This is a genomic window from Croceicoccus mobilis, assembly GCF_001661965.1.
GTDB lineage: Bacteria > Pseudomonadota > Alphaproteobacteria > Sphingomonadales > Sphingomonadaceae > Croceicoccus > Croceicoccus mobilis.
In genome coordinates, this window is record NZ_LYWZ01000025.1 from 89,203 (window position 1) to 107,200 (window position 17,998).

The following is a 17,998-nucleotide window of genomic DNA, read 5'->3' on the forward strand; positions in this document are numbered from 1 at the left end:
AAAACAAGTACAATGGCTAAAGTAATCGGCATCGACCTCGGCACGACCAACAGCTGCGTTGCGGTGATGGACGGCGACAAGCCCAAGGTCATCGAGAATTCCGAAGGCGCGCGCACGACGCCCTCGATCGTCGCCTTTACCAAGGATGGCGAGCGCCTGATCGGTCAGCCGGCAAAGCGCCAGGCCGTGACCAATCCCGACAACACGATCTTTGCCGTCAAGCGCCTTATCGGCCGCCGCTTCGAAGACCCCATGACCAAGAAGGACATGGAGCTGGTCCCCTATGACATCGTCAAGGGCAAGAACGGCGACGCATGGGTTAAGGCGGGCGGTGAAGATTATTCCCCGTCGCAGATCTCGGCCTTCACTCTGCAGAAGATGAAGGAAACCGCCGAGAGCTATCTTGGCGAAACCGTTTCGCAGGCGGTCATCACCGTTCCTGCATACTTCAACGACGCGCAGCGTCAGGCGACCAAGGACGCCGGCCAGATCGCGGGTCTTGAAGTCCTGCGCATCATCAACGAGCCGACTGCGGCTGCGCTCGCCTATGGCCTCGACAAGGAAGACGGCAAGACCATTGCCGTCTACGACCTTGGCGGCGGCACTTTCGACATCTCGATCCTCGAGATTGGCGATGGCGTGTTCGAGGTGAAGTCGACCAATGGCGACACCTTCCTTGGTGGTGAGGATTTCGACAGCGCGATCGTCGAATATCTGGCCGATTCCTTCCAGAAGAAGGAAGGCATGGACCTCAAGAAGGACAAGCTGGCGCTGCAGCGACTGAAAGAGGCCGCCGAAAAGGCGAAGATCGAGCTGTCCAGCGCCCAGACCACGGAAGTGAACCTGCCGTTCATCACCGCGCGCATGGAGGGTGGCAGCACCACCCCGCTGCATCTGGTGGAAAACATCAGCCGTTCGGACCTTGAAAAGCTGGTCGATCGCCTGATCCAGCGCACGCTTGAACCCTGCAAGAAGGCTCTGGCCGACGCGGGCGTGAAGGCGAGCGAGATCGACGATGTCGTGATGGTCGGCGGCATGACCCGCATGCCCAAGGTGCGTGAAGTCGTGAAGAGCTTCTTCGGCAAGGAACCGCACACCGGCGTGAACCCGGACGAAGTCGTGGCCATGGGCGCTGCCATTCAGGCTGGCGTTCTGCAGGGCGACGTCAAGGACGTGCTGCTGCTCGACGTGACCCCGCTGTCGCTGGGTATCGAGACGCTGGGCGGCATCATGACCAAGATGATCGACCGCAACACCACGATCCCGACCAAGAAGTCGCAGGTTTACTCGACTGCCGATGACAATCAGCAGGCAGTGACGATCCGCGTCTTCCAGGGTGAGCGCGAGATGGCCGCGGACAACAAGATCCTCGGCCAGTTCGACCTTGTCGGCATTCCGCCCGCACCGCGCGGCGTGCCCCAGATCGAGGTCACGTTCGACATCGACGCCAATGGCATCGTGAACGTTTCGGCCAAGGACAAGGGCACCGGCAAGGAGCAGCAGATCCGCATCCAGGCATCGGGCGGTCTGTCGGACTCCGACATCGACCAGATGGTGCAGGACGCAGAAAAGTTCGCCGAAGAGGACAAGAAGCGCAAGGCCAGCGCCGAAGCGCGCAATCAGGCCGACAGCCTCGTCCATTCGACCGAACAGCAGATCAAGGACAACGGCGACAAGATCGACGAAAGCCTCAAGGCCGACATCGAGGCTTCCATTGCCGAGCTGAAGACCGCGCTTGAAGGCGGCGATGTCGACGACATCAATGCCAAGAGCCAGGCCCTGGCCGAAAAGGCGATGAAGATGGGGCAGGCCATTTACGAAAAGCAGCAGGCCGAGGCAGGTGCCGCCGGTGACGCTGCTGCCGCGGACCAGGCAGCCGACGAGGAAGTCGTCGACGCCGAGTTCTCGGAAGTGGATGAAGACGGCAAGAACGCCTGATCAGATACCGGCCCCGGCAGCAATGTCGGGGCCGGGCTTGATAAATGGCCCGCGCCTCCGTTACGCAAGGAAGCGTTAAGAGCGCGCGTTAACCTTGCTGATAGGGGCGCGGGTCTATTACGTTTTTCGCGCGTGCGGAAACACGGCGCGATTTTTCTGGAATTACAGGATCGAAGGACCATCCGCTTGTCGCGAGCGGGCATGTCCCATGGGGTAGCTTAGTGGAAACGGAAATCGACTTTTACGAATTGCTGGAGGTCGAACGCACGGCCGACGACAAGACGATCAAGTCTGCCTACCGCAAGCTGGCCATGCGTTTCCATCCGGACCGCAACCCCGGCGATGCCGAGGCGGAGGCCCAGTTCAAGGCGATCAGCCGTGCGTATGACTGCCTGAAAGATCCGCAGAAGCGCGCTGCATATGATCGTTATGGCCATGCCGCATATGAGCAGGCCGCCAGTGGTGGCGGCGGTGGCGGGCATCCCGGCGGCTTCTCCGACATCGGCGATATTTTCGAGACGATCTTTGGCTCCGCATTCGGCGGCGGTGGCGGCGGTGGCCGCCCGCGCCGGGGCGCGGACCTGCGCTATGACATGGAAATCACGCTGGAAGAGGCGTTCCATGGCAAGGATACCGAAATTTCGATTGAGGTGTCCCAGACCTGCGAACCCTGCCACGGTTCGGGCGCGGAGCCCGGCACGGACGTCAAGCGTTGCGACACCTGCGCCGGCATGGGCAAGGTGCGTGCTCAGCAAGGTTTCTTTGTGGTGGAACGCGCCTGCCCGACCTGCCATGGCCGCGGCGAAGTGATCGCCACTCCCTGCCGTGCATGCGGCGGCGAAGGCCGCGTCGACATGCCGCAGAACCTTGAAATCACCGTTCCCCCGGGCGTCGAGACCGGCACCCGCATCCGCCTTTCAGGGAAGGGCGAGGCAGGGCCGCAGGGCGCGCCTCCGGGTGACCTCTATATCTTCATGCATGTCCGCCGACACGATGTGTTCGAACGCGACGGCACCAATCTTTTCACCAAGGTCCCGATCACCTTTTCCAAGGCGGCGCTGGGCGGCACGGTCAGCCTGCCGGGTCTCGATGGCGAATGGATCACGGTCAATATCCCCGCGGGCGTGCAGTCAGGCGAACAACTGCGTAAGCGCGGCGATGGCATGCCGGTGCTGCAGGGCCGTGGTCGCGGCGATTTGATCGTCGACATCCAAGTCGAGACACCGCGCAAGCTTTCCTCGCGCCAGAAGGAGCTTCTGCGCGAATTCCAGCAGAGCGAAACGCAGAACCAATGCCCGGATTCGATGGGCTTTTTCGAGCGGATCAAGGCTGGCTGGGGCAAGCCGCGCTAAGTTGCTTCATTCGCGCTTCGCAGGGCCTTCCATGACTTCCCGCCGCAGCGCCTCGATCAGATGGGCGCTGCATTGTCCGGCCTCGTCTTCCTCGGCAAGGATGGCGAGAAAGGCTTCCCGCCTGATATCGGCCATAAGGCCGGCGGGCAGGGCACTCTCCGGCTCCAGCGTGGAGGCGGTGATGTCGATCAGTCTTTCCGCCCCGTGCAGGCGACCCCACAGATAATCATTCTCACGATAGGCGCGGCTGAAGAACGCGCCGAAATTATAGAACTCGATGCCTTTCAGGCTTTCCGCCGCACCCCCGCCGCGAATGGCGCTGGCGTCTTCGGGGGAGATCCTGTCGACCTTGATCGGTTCAAACTCGTCGAATCCGCGCGCCCCCAATAGCGGCAGGGTCGCAATGTCGTAGAACGGAAAACCCAGATAGGCGAGCAGCAGCACCCTTCGTTGTTCGCGCGGTAGCGGCGACAACCCATCGGCAAGAAGCGCATCGACCTTGGGGTCGGTCTCGGCCAGGTCGCGTGTCGCGGCAATATGGGCGAGCGCGGCCTCCGGATCGGAAAAGATGCGACTGGCGACAGGGGGAAATCCCGGCCCAAGCGCTTCCACGCCATCAAGCCGGGTGTAGATCGAGAGCGCTTCATAGACCGCGTCGCGCGCGGCATTGCGCTTTTCTGCGGGCAGGGCACCGCCGATGTCACCGGGCGACAGCCTGCGCGCCAGCAGGCGCAACCGCCTGATGCGAAATCCGAGATCATGGGTGCGAAAGAAGCTTATCGCTTCCTCGCTCGCCCCGGTTTTTCCGCCCGAAAGGCTGGCGAGACCATGGTGCTCGAGAAAGCCTGACAGCGTGCTCGCAATGCTTTCGCGGCTTGGTTTGTCGCCGGGATGGGCGCGGCGGATCAGGCCGGCGAGGTTCTCGATGATCCCGGCATATTTGCTGCGGGCGTAGGAATGGAAGGCGAAACCCGCGTTCTCGGCGGCGGCCTGTTGTGCGCGGCGACGCCATTTGGTCAGCCGTTCGGGCGTCGGGCGATCAAGAAACAAGGTCCTTCCCAACAGGCGGTCGACGGTCGCCTCGACTTCGGGGCGCAGGGCATCGACGATGGCGCGCAGGCGTGCGGCCTCTCGGCTATGGTCGGCGATGCGTTCCAGATCATCGCGGATCGGCTGTTCACGAGGGATCGCGGACAATGCGCCGAATATTGCGCTGAAAAAGCCGATCTCGCGATTGGGTTCGCCGGGGTTGCCGTGGCCCATGCGAAAATCAGGGCGCGGATCAATATAGATAAAGCGCCGGTCGACTTCCCGCGTCGCCGGGCGACCGGAAAGGGCGGCGATGGCCTCGGCAAAGGGCGCGCCCACCAGCACCGCCCCGTCGATCAGAGCGACATTGCCGATGTCGCCCGCGTGAACGTGATGCGGCATGACACGATGGAGGAATTCCTCGCGGCTGTCCCAGTTCTGGCCGCGCTCGGTTGCGAGCGCCTCGATCTCTGCGACGGTGAGGGGCGGGAAGGCGCCGGGAAAGCTGCTGGTCGCGCGTGCGGCAAAGACGAGGTCGGGGCGCGGCGCCATGACCGGGTCACCGCCATGGGCGCGGAAAGAGATTGGCAGGCGATGCTCGGTCTCACGCGCCATGGCCGGCGAATGGAGCCGAAGCGGCATGTTGGAGCCGCGAAAATCGGTAGCGGTGACGAACAGGTCGACCGGATGGCCATCGGGGATCAGTGACGGGCCCGGCTCCTGCCGCAACATGGCGACCAGCGCATCGTCGATCAGCCGGGCCATGCCGATCCCCGAGAAGGGCGGCGCGAACCAGCGTGAGCGGATCAGGCGCGACAGCTTGCCGCGCACTTCTTCTCGCGTTTCGGGTGCGACGGTGCGGGTGACGGCATTGCCGGGGCGACGCAGCGCCCATTCGACCAGCGGCTGTGCCCATAGTTTCGAAAAGCGATTGCCGGGTCGTGCCTCGGGCGCGACCAGCACATCGCTGTCCGCGCAATCGAGCCACAACCGGGTCAGGGGATCGAGCGAGCGGCCCGTCAGCAATGCCTCGCCCAGGAAGATCGCATTCAGCCCGCCCGCGCTGGCCCCGGCCAGAATATCGGGCACGACCCGCAGGCGAGTGTCGCCCTTCTTCGCCATGGCATCGAGAAGGCGGCGATAGGCGCTTTCGACGCCACGCGATGGCGGCGCTCCGCTGGCTGCTTCATTGGCGGCGCGGGCGAGGTGCCAGGTCTCTTTCGTAACGCCATGCATGTATACGGCGAGGCTGACGCCGCCATAGCAGATGAGCGCGATCCGCAGTTCCTTCTCCCTCATGCAAGGGACTGTGACACCCGGACCGATTAAAAGCCAGTGAATCAAGCTTCAGATAGAATTGCGTTCCCGGTCCGTTCCGGTTACGCGAGGTCATGGCGAAACCCAAACGCAGATTCGTGTGCCAGGCTTGCGGCAGTGTCTCCCAGAAATGGCAGGGGCAATGTCATGACTGCGCCGAATGGAACACGCTGGTAGAGGAAGCGCCCGCGACGGTATTTTCGTCAAAGCACGATTTGTCGGGCGGCGGGCGGCCGATTGCCTTTACCGCTCTGGATGAAGACACGCCTTTGCCGGTGCGGCAGCCGACCGGCATGGCGGAATTCGACCGCGCATTGGGCGGCGGGCTGGTGCCGGGCAGTGCGATCCTGATGGGCGGCGATCCGGGGATCGGCAAATCGACGCTGCTTTTACAGGCGAGTGCGAGCGTGGCGCGCAGCGGCAAGGACGCGGTTTACATCAGTGGTGAGGAAGCGGCGGGGCAGGTGCGGCTTCGCGCCGGGCGGCTGGGTCTCGCCGATGCGCCTATCCGTCTGGCGAGCGCGACTTCGGTGCGCGACATACTGACAACGCTGGGCGGGATGGAGCCGCCGTCGCTACTGGTCATCGATTCGATCCAGACCATGCATTCCGACAAGATCGAGGGGGCGCCCGGCACGGTCAGCCAGGTGCGCGGCTGCGCGCTGGAACTGATCCGCTATGCCAAGGAATCGGGCTGCGTGCTGGTCATGGTCGGCCATGTGACGAAAGACGGCAATATCGCGGGGCCGCGCGTGCTGGAACACATGGTCGACGTGGTGATGAGCTTTGAGGGCGAGCGTTCGCACCAGTACCGGGTATTGCGCGCGCTGAAGAACCGCTTTGGCGCTGTGGACGAGATCGGCGTTTTCGCGATGGAAGGTGCGGGTCTGACCGAGGTGTCGAACCCCTCCATGCTGTTCCTCTCCACCCGCGACGAACCGGTGGCGGGCAGCGCGGTGTTTCCGGCGCTGGAGGGAACGCGGCCCGTTCTGGTCGAGATTCAGGCGCTGATCGTGCGGCTGCAATCGGGCGCGACGCCGCGGCGCGCGGTCGTAGGCTGGGACAGCGGGCGGCTTGCCATGCTGCTTGCCGTGCTGGAATCGCGCTGTGGGCTCAGCTTTTCTTCGGCAGAGGTCTATCTCAACGTGGCGGGCGGCTATCGCCTGCAGGATCCGGCGGCGGATCTGGCCGTGGCGGCGGCGCTGGTTTCCGCGCTGGCCGACAGGCCGCTGGCGAAACAGTCGGTCTGGTTTGGCGAGGTATCGCTGTCCGGTGAAATCCGCCCGGTTTCGCATGCGCCGCTGCGGCTGCGCGAATCTGCAAAGCTCGGCTTTGACAAGGCCTTTGGCCCGCCCCTAAATGGCGCAGCGTCAAGCGACGAGAAAGGATCGGCTCGTTATGACGCGATGGACCTGTTGATCGGATTGGTTGAACGGGTCGTTGGATCGGGCGATTAGACGGGCGCGAATAGACCAGAATGGAATATACCGGATTCGACCTGCTGGTCCTCGTGATCGTGGGGCTGGCTGCCGTGGGCGGCCTGCTGCGCGGTTTCGTCCATGAAACATTGTCGCTGGCAGCATGGGTCGCGGCGGTGGCAGCGATCTATTACCTGCATGAACCGCTGACCGGATTTCTTGTCGGGTTCTTCGAAGACAACGATACCAACGCAGGGCTGCTGGCTTTCGTGCTGCTGCTGATCGTGCCTTATGTGGTGATGAAGCTTGTCGCGAAATGGGCCGGCAGCCGGACGCGCGAATCGGTCCTGGGCTTTGTTGATCGCATCCTTGGGCTGGGGTTCGGCGTGGTAAAGGGCGCGATCCTGGTCGTGCTGTCGTTTTCGATTTTGGCGCTGGGGTATGACACCGCATGGGGTGCAGAAGGCCGGCCCGACTGGATCAAGGAGGCGCGCAGCTATCCTTTCGTCAATGCGGCCAGCAACGCACTTGTCGAGACCATTGCAGCACGGCGTGAGGCGTTTCAGGAAGAAGCCGCGCAGTGACGGGGCGATCGCGATGAGCGCCGCGAAGCTTTACACGCCCGAAGTGTTGCGCGCTGCGGTCGCGCTGGCCCGATATCCGCTTTTGCCGGATTTTCCGCTTACGTCGGAGGCACGCTCCCCCAGTTGCGGCAGCACGTTGAGGATCGGACTTTCCGTGGATGACGGCGGCGCCATCGACAGGCTCGGCCTGTCGCTCAGCGCCTGCGCCATCGGGCAGGCGAGTGCGGCCATCTTTGCCGGAAACGCAGTCGGTTCCTCCGCGCAGCGGATCGGTGCTTCGCGCAATGAGATCGAAGCTTGGCTGGGCGGCGAGAGGGCCATGCCCGATTGGCCCGGACTTGAACTGATCGCTGCGGCCCGCGACTATCCGGCACGCCATGGTGCAATCCTGCTTGCATGGAATGCCGCGATCCGCGCGCTCGACAATCAGCCGCGCGGCTGAGCCGCTTTCCCACCATGCTCTTTCGTTGCGCTTGGCAATTCGCACAGGGCCGGTTTATGCGAAAGGCAAAGGGGCCAAGGGGAGAGCGGCATGGCCGATGCGAATTTTGACGCGGCAGGCGTGGATGGCGAAATAAGCGCGAGCGATGTGAGGCTGGTGATCACCGCGTCATCGCTGGGTACCGTGTTCGAATGGTATGATTTCTTCATCTACGGTACGCTTGCCGGGCTGATCGGCGCCGCCTTTTTTCCGTCGGACAACGAAACTTTGCAGATACTGCTCGTCTGGGCGGGGTTTGCCGTGGGATTCGGTTTCAGGCCGCTGGGCGCGGTGCTTTTTGGATTTCTGGGCGACAGGCTGGGGCGGAAATATACCTTTCTTGTCACGGTGACGCTGATGGGTATTGCCACGGCGGGCGTCGGCCTCATTCCCTCTGCCGCGACGATCGGTATCGCGGCCCCCATCATCGTTCTGGTCCTGCGCGTGCTGCAGGGGTTGGCGCTGGGCGGCGAATATGGCGGCGCGGCGGTCTATGTCGCCGAACATGCGCCGCCTGAAAAACGCGGTTTCTACACCTCTTTCATCCAGGCGAGCGTGGTGGGCGGCTTCGTGCTTTCCATCGCCGTGGTGCTGGGCTGCCGTTTCGTGATCCCGCCCGAGGATTTTGCCAGCTGGGGATGGCGCGTGCCGTTCCTGCTGTCGCTGGCGCTGCTGGCGATTTCGCTGTGGATGCGCTTCAAGCTGTCGGAAAGCCCGGTCTTTCGCGCGATGAAGGACGCGGGCGAGACAGCGCAGAACCCCTTTGTCGAGAGCTTTACCTATCCCGGAAACAAGTGGCGCATCTTTGTCGCGCTGTTCGGGGTGACAGGTTCGCTCACGACCATCTGGTATACCGCCTTTTTCTCCAGCCTATCATTCCTGAAAGGCCCGATGCGGGTGGAGCCGCTGACGGTGGAACTGATCCTGTTTGCCGTGGGGATCATCGCGATGCCGCTTTATGTCATTGTCGGAAGGATTTCCGATCGGGTCGGGCGCAAGCTGCCGATCGTAATCGGGCAGGCGCTCTCGCTTGTCCTGCTGTTTCCGGCGTTTCATTTCATCGGTTCCATGGCCAATCCGGGGCTGGAGGCATCGGCGCAAAGCGCGCCGGTCGTGGTGGCTGGCCCCGATTGCAGCTATGATCCCTTCGCCGATGCGCAGGCCACGCCATGCGGTCGCCTGATTGAGGATCTCACCGTTTTCGGTGTCGCCTATGACTTGCAGGAGTCTCCGTCGCTTACGCTGTCGATCGGTGATGTGAGCGAAACGATTGCCGACTATCCGGCACAAGATGCGCCAGCGCGGCGCGCAGCCTTGCAGGAGAGGCTGACAGCAGGCGGCTATGATTTCTCATTGCAGACGCCGGGTTGGGGCCGCATTGCCGGTATAGTCGGCGCGCTGGTCATGCTATCGGCGCTCTCCGCGCTGACCTATGGGCCGGTGGCGGCGCTTTTGGCAGAGATGTTTCCGCCGCGCATTCGCTACAGCTCGATGTCGATCCCCTATCACATCGGCGCGGGATATTTTGGCGGTTTCCTGCCCCTGATCGCCAGCTATATCATTGCGCGAACCGGCAATGCCTATGCCGGGCTTTGGTACACCTGGGCCTTTATGGCGATCGGCCTGGTCGTCGCGATTTTCGGCCTGAAGGGCGGCCCGCCCCGCGATTTCGAAGAGGCATGAGAATTCGAGGGAACAGGAGGCGCGGGCACTGGCGCGGCAGGCGGCGATATGCGAACCGCGTCGCATGAATTCCGACGCTTCGCTTTCCAATCTGATTCCTGCACCCTCGCTGCGCCTCTCCTTCGACGCGGGGGCGCTGGCCGATAACTGGCGCGCGATGGACAGGCTGTCGGGCTCCGCCGTGGCGGGTGCGGCGGTTAAGGCAGACGGTTATGGCACGGGGGTGGAGCGGGTGATGCCCGTCCTGCTGGACGCCGGCGCACGCTATTTCTTCGTCGCGCATTGGAGCGAGGTACCCGAGGTTATCGCGCATGCCGATGCGCACGGCATATCCGTATTGCATGGCCCGATGACCGAAGCCGACACGCGTTTCGCATTGGCCAGCGGCGTGCGTCCGGTGATCAACAGCATGGCGCAGGCTGTGCGCTGGGGCGCGGCGGGGGGCGGTGCCTGCGACCTCATGGTCGATACGGGCATGAACCGTCTGGGTGTACGGCCCGAAGAACTGGCCGACCCTGCGATAAGGGCGCTGGATATCGAGGTGCTGATGTCTCACCTTGCCTGCGCGGATGAAGACAGCGCCATGAATGCGCGCCAGTGCGCTGCATTTCGTGAGGTGACGGCCATGATCCCCCATCGCCGGGCAAGCCTTGCCAATAGCGCGGGCATCGCGCTTGGCAGTGATTATCATTTCGACCTGACGCGCCCCGGCCTGGCCCTTTACGGCGGTACCGCGCGGGCCGAAGCGGAAGGGCTGGTGCGGCAGGTGATTACGCCTGAGGCGGCCATCATCCAGATCCACGACCTGCCTGCGGGGGAAAGCATCGGCTATGGCGCGACCTTCACCGCGCCGCATGACATGCGGGTGGCGATCCTCTCGTTGGGCTATGCCGACGGCTACCTGCGTTGCTGGAGCGGGGAGGGCATCTTTACCGCGGCAGATGGTGCACAATTGCCGGTGCTGGGCCGGGTGTCGATGGACATGACCGCGGTGGATGTCACCGCAGTGCCGCATCTTCGCGAGGGCGACTGGCTGCGTGCGCAATATGATCTGGCGCAGGCTTCCCAAGCCACCGGATTAACGCAATACGAGCTATTGACATTGTCCGGACCGAGACTGCGCGGCTGATTGCTTGCCGCAAAGCCATTAGCCATGCTATTAGCAATTGCAGCAAAGCAGTGCAGCATGTGGCTTTGCAGCAAAATGCCATCCTTTAACTTGGGGGTTATGTGGCGGATAAAGAAAAAAACGATGGTGTGATCATCATCAAGAAATATGCCAATCGGCGTCTCTACAACACCGATTCGTCAAGCTACATCACGCTTGACCATCTGGCAGAAATGACGCGAGAGGGTGTCGATTTCCAGGTCATCGACGCGAAAAGCGGCGCGGACATCACGCATCAGATCCTGACGCAGATCATCATGGATGAAGAAGCGGCCGGATCGCAGATGCTGCCTGTCAGCTTTTTGCGCGACCTGATCGGGATGTACGGAAATTCGATGCAGGCCATGGTGCCGCATTTCCTTGAAATGTCGATGGCCCAGTTCCGCGACAACCAGCTCAAGATGCGCAAGGCGTTCGAGGATTCGATGGGCAGCAATCCGCTGGCCAAGCTTGCGCAGCAGAACATGGCCATGTTCAAGGCCGCGACCGATGCCTTCATGCCCGGCGCTGCTGGCATGGCAGCGGGTGAAGAGGGCGGCGAAGAAACAGCCGCCACTGCAGCACCGGCCAAGGACGCGGAGCTGGACGATCTGAAAAAGCAGATGGCCATGATGAAGGAACAGATCGACAAGCTTTCGAAGTAAACAAGCCTGTCCGATCCGCAGCAATCGGGCCGCCTGCATGCACATGCGGGCGGCCCGTTTTGCGCTGGCCCTTGGCAAGTGGGCCGCGCGGGAATAAGGGGCCGGTTTGCACTGCTGCCACGCGCAGCGATCCAGCGCCGCATGTTCCGCCCGAGGCGCCGGGCCATCCCATTTTCAAGGTGCGCCCCTTGGCCGACAAGTCCCAGAAGTCCGGTTCGCAGAACCAGCCCCAACAGGCGACGATTCGCCACGCGCTTGACGTGTCGCGCAAGGATGATTTCGCCGCATGGTACCAGGCGGTGGTCTCGCAGGCCGACATGGCCGAGGAATCGGGCGTGCGCGGCTGTATGGTGATCAAGCCGTGGGGCTGGGGTATCTGGGAACGTATCCAGCGCCTGCTCGATGACCGGATCAAGGAAACCGGCCACGACAATTGCTATTTCCCGCTGTTCATTCCGCTGTCCTATTTCGCCAAGGAAGCCGAGCACGTCGAAGGCTTCGCCAAGGAAATGGCGGTCGTCACCCATCACCGGCTGAAGGCCGAGGACGGTTCGCTGGTCGTCGATCCCGATGCGAAGCTGGAAGAGCCGCTGGTCGTGCGACCGACGTCGGAAACGGTGATCGGCCATGCCATGGGCCGCTGGATCCAGAGCTGGCGCGACCTGCCTTTGAAGATCAACCAGTGGGCCAATGTCGTGCGCTGGGAAATGCGGACCCGCATGTTCCTGCGCACCAGCGAGTTCCTCTGGCAGGAAGGCCATACCGCGCATACCGACAAGGCAGGCGCCATGGACGAGACCCTGCTGATGCTGGAGGTCTATCGCGCCTTTGCCGAGGACGTTCTGGCCATGCCAGTCGTCGCGGGCGAAAAGCCTGAGAACGAGCGTTTCCCCGGCGCGGACGCAACCTATTCGATCGAGGCGATGATGCAGGACGGCAAGGCGCTGCAGGCCGGCACCTCCCATTATCTGGGCACCACTTTCGCCGATGCCGCGAACATCAAGTACCAGGACGATCAGGGCGCAGAGCAGCTGTGCCACACCACCAGTTGGGGCGTATCGACCCGGCTGATCGGCGGCGTCATCATGACGCATGGCGACGATGACGGCCTGCGTGTGCCGCCGCGCATTGCGCCGCACCAGATCGTGCTGCTCCCCATGCTGCGCGGCAAGGATGGTGACAGCGAACTGCTCGCCTATTGCGAGGATCTGAAGAAGCACCTGACCGCGCAGGACGCTTTCCGCGAGCCGGTGCGTGTGCTGCTGGACACGAAGCCGGGCAAGGCCGCGCAGAAGCGCTGGAACTGGGTGCGCAAGGGCGCGCCGCTGATCGTCGAGGTCGGCCCGCGCGACATGGCGGGCGAAAAGGTCGCGCTGCTGCGCCGGGACCAGCTCTGGACCGATGAGGGCAAGGCAAACATGAGCTTCGAGGGGCGCGAGGATTTCCTCTTCAACGCCGCGGGCATGCTTGAGGAAATCCAGCTCGGCCTGTTTGAGGAAGCGAAGCAGCGGCGCGACGACGCGATCCGCCACGACATCACCACGATGGAGGGGCTGGCCGAATATTTCGCCGAAGGCACGGAGAAACCCGGCTGGGTCAAGGCCGCATGGTCGCGCCCGACCGGCGAGGCGCTGGACAAGGTGGTCGAACAGTTGAAGGCGCTGAAGCTCACGATCCGCAACACTCCGCAGGGCGATGCGAAGCCCGAGGATCCCTGCATCTTCACCGGCGAGCCTGCGGTAGAAACCATCTTCATCGCGCGCGCTTACTGATCCCTGTCAGCTGATCCCTGTCAGCCGCAGATGCGATCGGGCGGGCTGCGGCTTGCCTGATCGCGGTCGTGCGCGCACAATGGCTTCCCATGGGATACCGTGCCGGTGGGGCATGGATCCGCCGGTTTTGCGTCGGGGGGCTGATGTTCTTCAAATCGATCAAATATAATCTCGCGCATATTGGCGACTTCTTCGGGCGCGACGATCGGGCCACGTTCTGGTGGTATGTGCTGTTCCTCGTGGCACTGCAGTTCGTTGCCAGCCTTGTCTGGGGTTTCGTGGTGGCGGCCCGCATGATTGGTACGGCCGTTTCCGAAGCCGGCAATGCTGCAGACGAGGTGTCGCCCCCGATGATGCAGTCGGTTGCCGACATGATGATGCCGCAGCTGATTTTCAGCATAATCATGATGGTGGCGATCCTGCTGCTGCTCATCGCGTCTTTTGTGCGCCGATTGCACGATGCCGGCTTTCCCGGCTGGATCGCGCTGATCCCCGCAGCGATGGTCCTGGGCAATCTCCTCACGTCCTATCTGATGATGGACCAGATCCGCGACACGCTTGCATCCGCGACTTCGCCTGAGGAGATCGAGGCGGCGGCCTTCGCCGCGACAAGTCCACTGCAGTTGCTGCTGGGCTGGGGGCCATATCTGATCGTGCTGGTTTTCGGCGTTTGGCCCAGTCAGAAGCATGACAATCGCTGGGGCGCATATGTCCCGCCTGCCGCGCCGCAGCCGAAGGTCGACCGCCCGACCGCCCATATATCGCCCGAACATAAGGATCGTTGAGCGATTGCGATTGCGAACCGGCACGGTCCCGCCCACATAGGGCGCAATGACAAACAATCGTAAATTCGAGGGCCTGCCCAGCAAGGAGCAGGTCATGGAGTATATCAAGAGCTCCGACACCCCCGTCGGCAAGCGCGAGATCGCGCGCCAGTTCAAGCTTAAGGGGCAGGAGAAGATCGCGCTGAAGGCGCTGCTGAAGGACATGGCCGAGGAGGGCATGATCGACGGCAAGCGCACGGCCTATCACCGCATGGGCGGCGTGCCCAAGGTGACCGTGCTGCGCGTGGTGGAGATCGACGAGGGTGAGGCCGTTGCCATCCCCGAGACTTGGGACCCCGAAAGTGGGCAGGCCCCGCCGCGCCTGCGTGTGCAGGAGCCCAAGGGCAAGGGCAAGCGCGCTTATCCCGCTTTGCGTAAGGGCGACCGCATTCTTGCCCGCACCGAAGAGGCCGGGAAGGGCTGGCTCGCCCATGTCATGCGCAAGCTGCCCGACCGCGCCGAATCGATTATGGGCGTGGTGGAGATCGACAAATCGGGCAAGGGCTGGCTGGCCCCGACCGACAAGTCGCAGCGCCAGTCGCTCCCCATCGCGGATATCGGCGGTGCGGAAAGCGGGCAACTGGTGCTGGCCGAACCTGCGGGCAAATCGCCGCGTTCGGGCGTGAAGGTGACAGAGGTGCTGGGCGACCCCTTGGCGCCCAAGAGCTTCAGCCTGATCGCGATCCACAAATATGAGATCCCGCATGTCTTTGGCAGCGAGGTGCTGGAAGAGGCGCAGACGAGCGCAAAGCTGCCGCTGTCGCAAGAGAGCCGCGAGGACCTGACGCATCTGCCCATCGTCGCGATCGACCCTGCCGATGCGCGCGACCATGACGATGCGATCTGGGCAGAGCCCGATACCGACCCCCAGAACAAGGGCGGGTGGAAGGCTCTGGTCGCGATCGCCGACGTGTCCTTCTACGTCCGCCCCGGCATGAAGATCGACCGCGAGGCAAGGAAGCGCGGCAATTCGGTCTATTTTCCCGACCGCGTCGTGCCCATGCTGCCCGAGGTGCTATCCGCCGACGTTTGCTCTCTGGGTGAGGGCGAGGACCGGGCTGCGATGGCCTGCCACCTGACCATCACTGCCGACGGGCGCGTCACCAGCTTCCGCTTCACCCGGGCCATCGTGCGCATCCATGAGGTGATCGCCTATGAAGATGCGCAAAAGCGTATTGACGAAGGCGAGGCCGCGGCGAACCTGACCAACCTGTGGGGCTGCTGGAAGGCGCTGGAAACCGCGCGCAACGACCGGGAGCCGCTGGACCTCGACCTGCCCGAACGGCGCGTCGTGCTCGACGAACAGGGCCGCATTGCCGAGATCGCCGTGCGCGAGCGCCTCGACGCGCACCGCGTGGTCGAGGATTTCATGATCGCCGCCAATGTCGCCGCGGCCAAGGCGCTGGAGGCGAAGGCCGCCCCTGTCGTCTATCGCGTCCATGAAACGCCGAGCCGGGAAAAGCTCGTCTCGCTGCGCGACTACCTCAAGACCTTGGACAAGCAGCTTTCGCTGGGTCAGGTCATCACCCCTTCGCTGTTCAACCGCATGCTCAAGGACGTGAGCGACGACGCCGAAAAGGCGCTCATCATGGAGCAGGTGCTGCGTACGCAGATGCAGGCCTATTACGGGCCGCGCAATGCCGGGCACTTTGGCCTGTCGCTGGGCAGCTATGCGCATTTTACCTCGCCGATCCGCCGCTATGCCGACCTTCTGGTCCATCGCGCTCTGGTCGATGCGTACAAGCTTGAACAGCCCAAGCCGCAGTCCAACGCCATCCCCGATGGCAGCGGGCTGTCGGACCGTGACCGGGAATCACTCGACCGTGTCACCGAAGCCATCAGCCGCGCCGAACGCCGCGCGATGGAGGCAGAGCGCGACACCATCGACCGCTATGTCGCGGCATGGCTGTCGGCCCGCGTGGGTGAGGTTTTCGACACGCGCGTCACCGGTGTGCAGAAATTTGGCCTGTTCGCCACGATCCTCGGCCTTGGCGGCGATGGGCTCGTGCCGGTTTCGGTGCTGGGTGACGAACGCTTCAACTATGACGAAAAGGCGCAGGTGCTGGTCGGGCAGTCGACCGGCACCACCTATCGCTCCGGCGACCGGATGAAGCTGCGACTGGCAGAGGCCAACCCGCTGTCGGGTGCGCTGAAGTTCGAGCCGCCCGAATTCGCCGGCAGTATCGAGCCGCGCGGCGGTCGGCTTGAAGGGAAGAAAAAGCGCCCGATGCACAAGGGCAAGCCCGTCCGGCACGACAAGGCTGGCAAGCACATGGTTGGCAAGCGCGGGCGTCCGGGCAATATCCGGCATCAGGGACGGAAGAAGTAGGGAGAGCGTTCGACCTCAGTTGCCGAACAGCCCCTTTAGCAAGCCGCCGGAATTGCCTAGCGGATTAGCGCGGAACTTCGCTTCTTCCGATCCGATATATACGAAAATGCCGTTCAGCCCCTGCTCGGTCACGGAACTGCCTAGACCATCGCGGTCGATTCCGGCGAGGCCCAGAAAGCTGTGTTTGGCGTTCAGCCGGTCAAGCTGGCTGTAGGCGCCGACATCGCCGAGAGCGTCGTCGACCAAGGGGCGCAGCTTGCGATTGAGATCGTCCCCCGCGCTACGCTGAAGATATTGCGTGGCGCCGTCGTTTTGCGAAACGATACCGGGCGCATCGGCAAGAGTAAGGTTATCGATCGCCGTGCGAAAGATCGGCTTTGCTTCCCCGGCGGCAATTCCGGCAGCATCGTTAAGCTTGCGGATCAGCCCGTCGAGCAGTCCCGCCTTGCGCCCTGCATTGAAAAGCGATGACAGCGCACCGCCGCTTCCTCCGATCAACGGGAGAGCGATACGAATGTCCGGATCGCCATAAAAGGCACCGGGCTGGGAGAGCTGGTCCAGCGCATTGTCGCTGGCACGGCCAAGGATATTGCTCAACCCAAGGCCTTGTGCATGGGCCTTTGCCGCGAATGGCGCGATTGCCAGTCCGGTCGCCATCGTGAACAGGAAATTTCGGCGCTCCAGCAATTTGCCTGTCTCTCGCATGTCTGAGATCCTTTTTTCCTGCCACGGGAATTGATGAGGCGCCCAACATACCGGACGGCTCGAGGAAGCTCGATAGAGTGAAGTGGTAAATGCTCGCCCAGTTGTACGGCAGCAATAGATTTTGCGATTCAGCTGATCGCGTCGATCTCTTCCTCGCTCAGTCCGCCCGGCACGATCATCAGCGGGCAGGGAAGGTGGCCTGCGCGGTGCCCGGCAAAGTGCGCGATCAGCGGGCCGGGAGGGCCCTCTGCCGCAGCGGCCAGCACGAGGGCGGCGATATTGCCGTGTTCGGACAGATAGTCCTGCACCACCTTTACCCCGTCGCCGACCTTCACCGCGATGGATGGCATCCGGCCGCTTTCCTCCAGCAGGTGCCCGGCTGCGGCCATGACCAGCACTTCGGCGCGGCTCTTGGCCTCGTCCTCGATCGTGGCCTGAACGCCGCCGAACGCGGTGAACTGCTGTTTGGGTACAAGGGCGATGATATGAACCGATCCACCGGTGTCGGCAGCGCGGCGCGAGGCAAAGCGCAACGCGAGTTGCGATTCCGGTGTTTCGTCCATGATTACGAGGTAAGTACGCATTGCAAAAAGATGCCTGTCAGTTGTGCGTAACGCAAAAGCTGCTGGATTACGGGCGGTTGCGCAAGGGTTAGGGGGAATGCTGCAGCAAATCCAGTCTTGACCCATGCGGCGCAAGGTTGGAGATAAACACGCAAATCTCCTCCCCAAAGGGCTGCCCAGCCATAACAAGG

Annotated in this window: 14 protein-coding genes; 11 read left to right on the top strand and 3 right to left on the bottom strand. The window is 62.9% G+C overall.

What is annotated here, in order from left to right; translation table 11 throughout:
* The first annotated feature begins 12 nt into the window (after positions 1-12).
* Together dnaK and dnaJ are read left to right on the top strand one after the other, a co-directional pair.
* Positions 13-1,938: a molecular chaperone DnaK gene (gene dnaK, locus A9D13_RS14675; RefSeq protein ID WP_066775299.1), complete on the top strand. Its 1,926-nt coding sequence runs from the start codon at positions 13-15 to the stop codon at positions 1,936-1,938.
* Positions 1,939-2,159: 221 nt separating this feature from the next.
* Positions 2,160-3,290 (top strand): molecular chaperone DnaJ, encoded by a 1,131-nt coding sequence (dnaJ, locus tag A9D13_RS14680; RefSeq protein ID WP_066775302.1) that lies wholly within the window; start codon positions 2,160-2,162, stop codon positions 3,288-3,290.
* 6 nt (positions 3,291-3,296) lie between these two features.
* Here the strand turns inward: dnaJ and A9D13_RS14685 are convergent, their stop codons facing one another.
* Positions 3,297-5,618 carry a patatin-like protein gene (locus A9D13_RS14685; protein ID WP_066775305.1) on the bottom strand — a complete coding sequence of 774 codons (2,322 nt, stop codon included), beginning with the start codon at positions 5,616-5,618 and terminating at the stop codon, positions 3,297-3,299.
* Positions 5,619-5,710: 92 nt separating this feature from the next.
* Here A9D13_RS14685 and radA point away from each other — a divergent pair, with 92 nt between their 5' ends.
* From radA to rnr, 9 genes are all read left to right on the top strand, one after another.
* Positions 5,711-7,093, top strand: coding sequence for a DNA repair protein RadA (radA, locus tag A9D13_RS14690; protein WP_066775311.1), 1,383 nt, complete (start codon positions 5,711-5,713; stop codon positions 7,091-7,093).
* 20 nt (positions 7,094-7,113) lie between these two features.
* Entirely contained in the window at positions 7,114-7,638 is a 525-nt protein-coding gene (locus tag A9D13_RS14695) for a CvpA family protein (protein WP_066775314.1), read from the top strand.
* Between the two features lie 13 nt (positions 7,639-7,651).
* Positions 7,652-8,080, top strand: coding sequence for an iron-sulfur cluster assembly scaffold protein (locus A9D13_RS14700; protein WP_066775317.1), 429 nt, complete (start codon positions 7,652-7,654; stop codon positions 8,078-8,080).
* 90 nt (positions 8,081-8,170) lie between these two features.
* Entirely contained in the window at positions 8,171-9,802 is a 1,632-nt protein-coding gene (locus A9D13_RS14705; RefSeq protein WP_066775320.1) for an MFS transporter, read from the top strand.
* 64 nt (positions 9,803-9,866) lie between these two features.
* Complete coding sequence (alr, locus tag A9D13_RS14710) at positions 9,867-10,931, top strand: alanine racemase (protein WP_066775322.1); 1,065 nt, start codon at positions 9,867-9,869, stop codon at positions 10,929-10,931.
* Between the two features lie 101 nt (positions 10,932-11,032).
* On the top strand, positions 11,033-11,614 hold the full coding sequence (phaR, locus tag A9D13_RS14715; protein WP_066775324.1) for a polyhydroxyalkanoate synthesis repressor PhaR: 582 nt from the start codon (positions 11,033-11,035) through the stop codon (positions 11,612-11,614).
* 188 nt (positions 11,615-11,802) lie between these two features.
* The gene (gene proS / locus A9D13_RS14720; protein WP_066775848.1) at positions 11,803-13,386 is read left to right on the top strand and encodes a proline--tRNA ligase; all 1,584 of its coding nucleotides are present in this window, start codon (positions 11,803-11,805) and stop codon (positions 13,384-13,386) included.
* A gap of 143 nt (positions 13,387-13,529) precedes the next feature.
* On the top strand, positions 13,530-14,171 hold the full coding sequence (locus tag A9D13_RS14725; protein WP_172808185.1) for a DUF805 domain-containing protein: 642 nt from the start codon (positions 13,530-13,532) through the stop codon (positions 14,169-14,171).
* 46 nt (positions 14,172-14,217) lie between these two features.
* A complete protein-coding gene (gene rnr / locus A9D13_RS14730; RefSeq protein WP_066775329.1) occupies positions 14,218-16,539 on the top strand; it encodes a ribonuclease R in 2,322 nt (773 codons plus the stop codon).
* A 15-nt stretch (positions 16,540-16,554) separates the two neighbouring features.
* Here rnr and A9D13_RS14735 read toward each other — a convergent pair whose 3' ends face one another.
* On the bottom strand, positions 16,555-17,244 hold the full coding sequence (locus A9D13_RS14735) for a DUF4197 domain-containing protein (RefSeq protein WP_066775332.1): 690 nt from the start codon (positions 17,242-17,244) through the stop codon (positions 16,555-16,557).
* 128 nt (positions 17,245-17,372) lie between these two features.
* On the bottom strand, positions 17,373-17,828 hold the full coding sequence (locus tag A9D13_RS14740; protein WP_066775335.1) for a universal stress protein: 456 nt from the start codon (positions 17,826-17,828) through the stop codon (positions 17,373-17,375).
* Between the last annotated feature and the right edge of the window lie 170 nt (positions 17,829-17,998).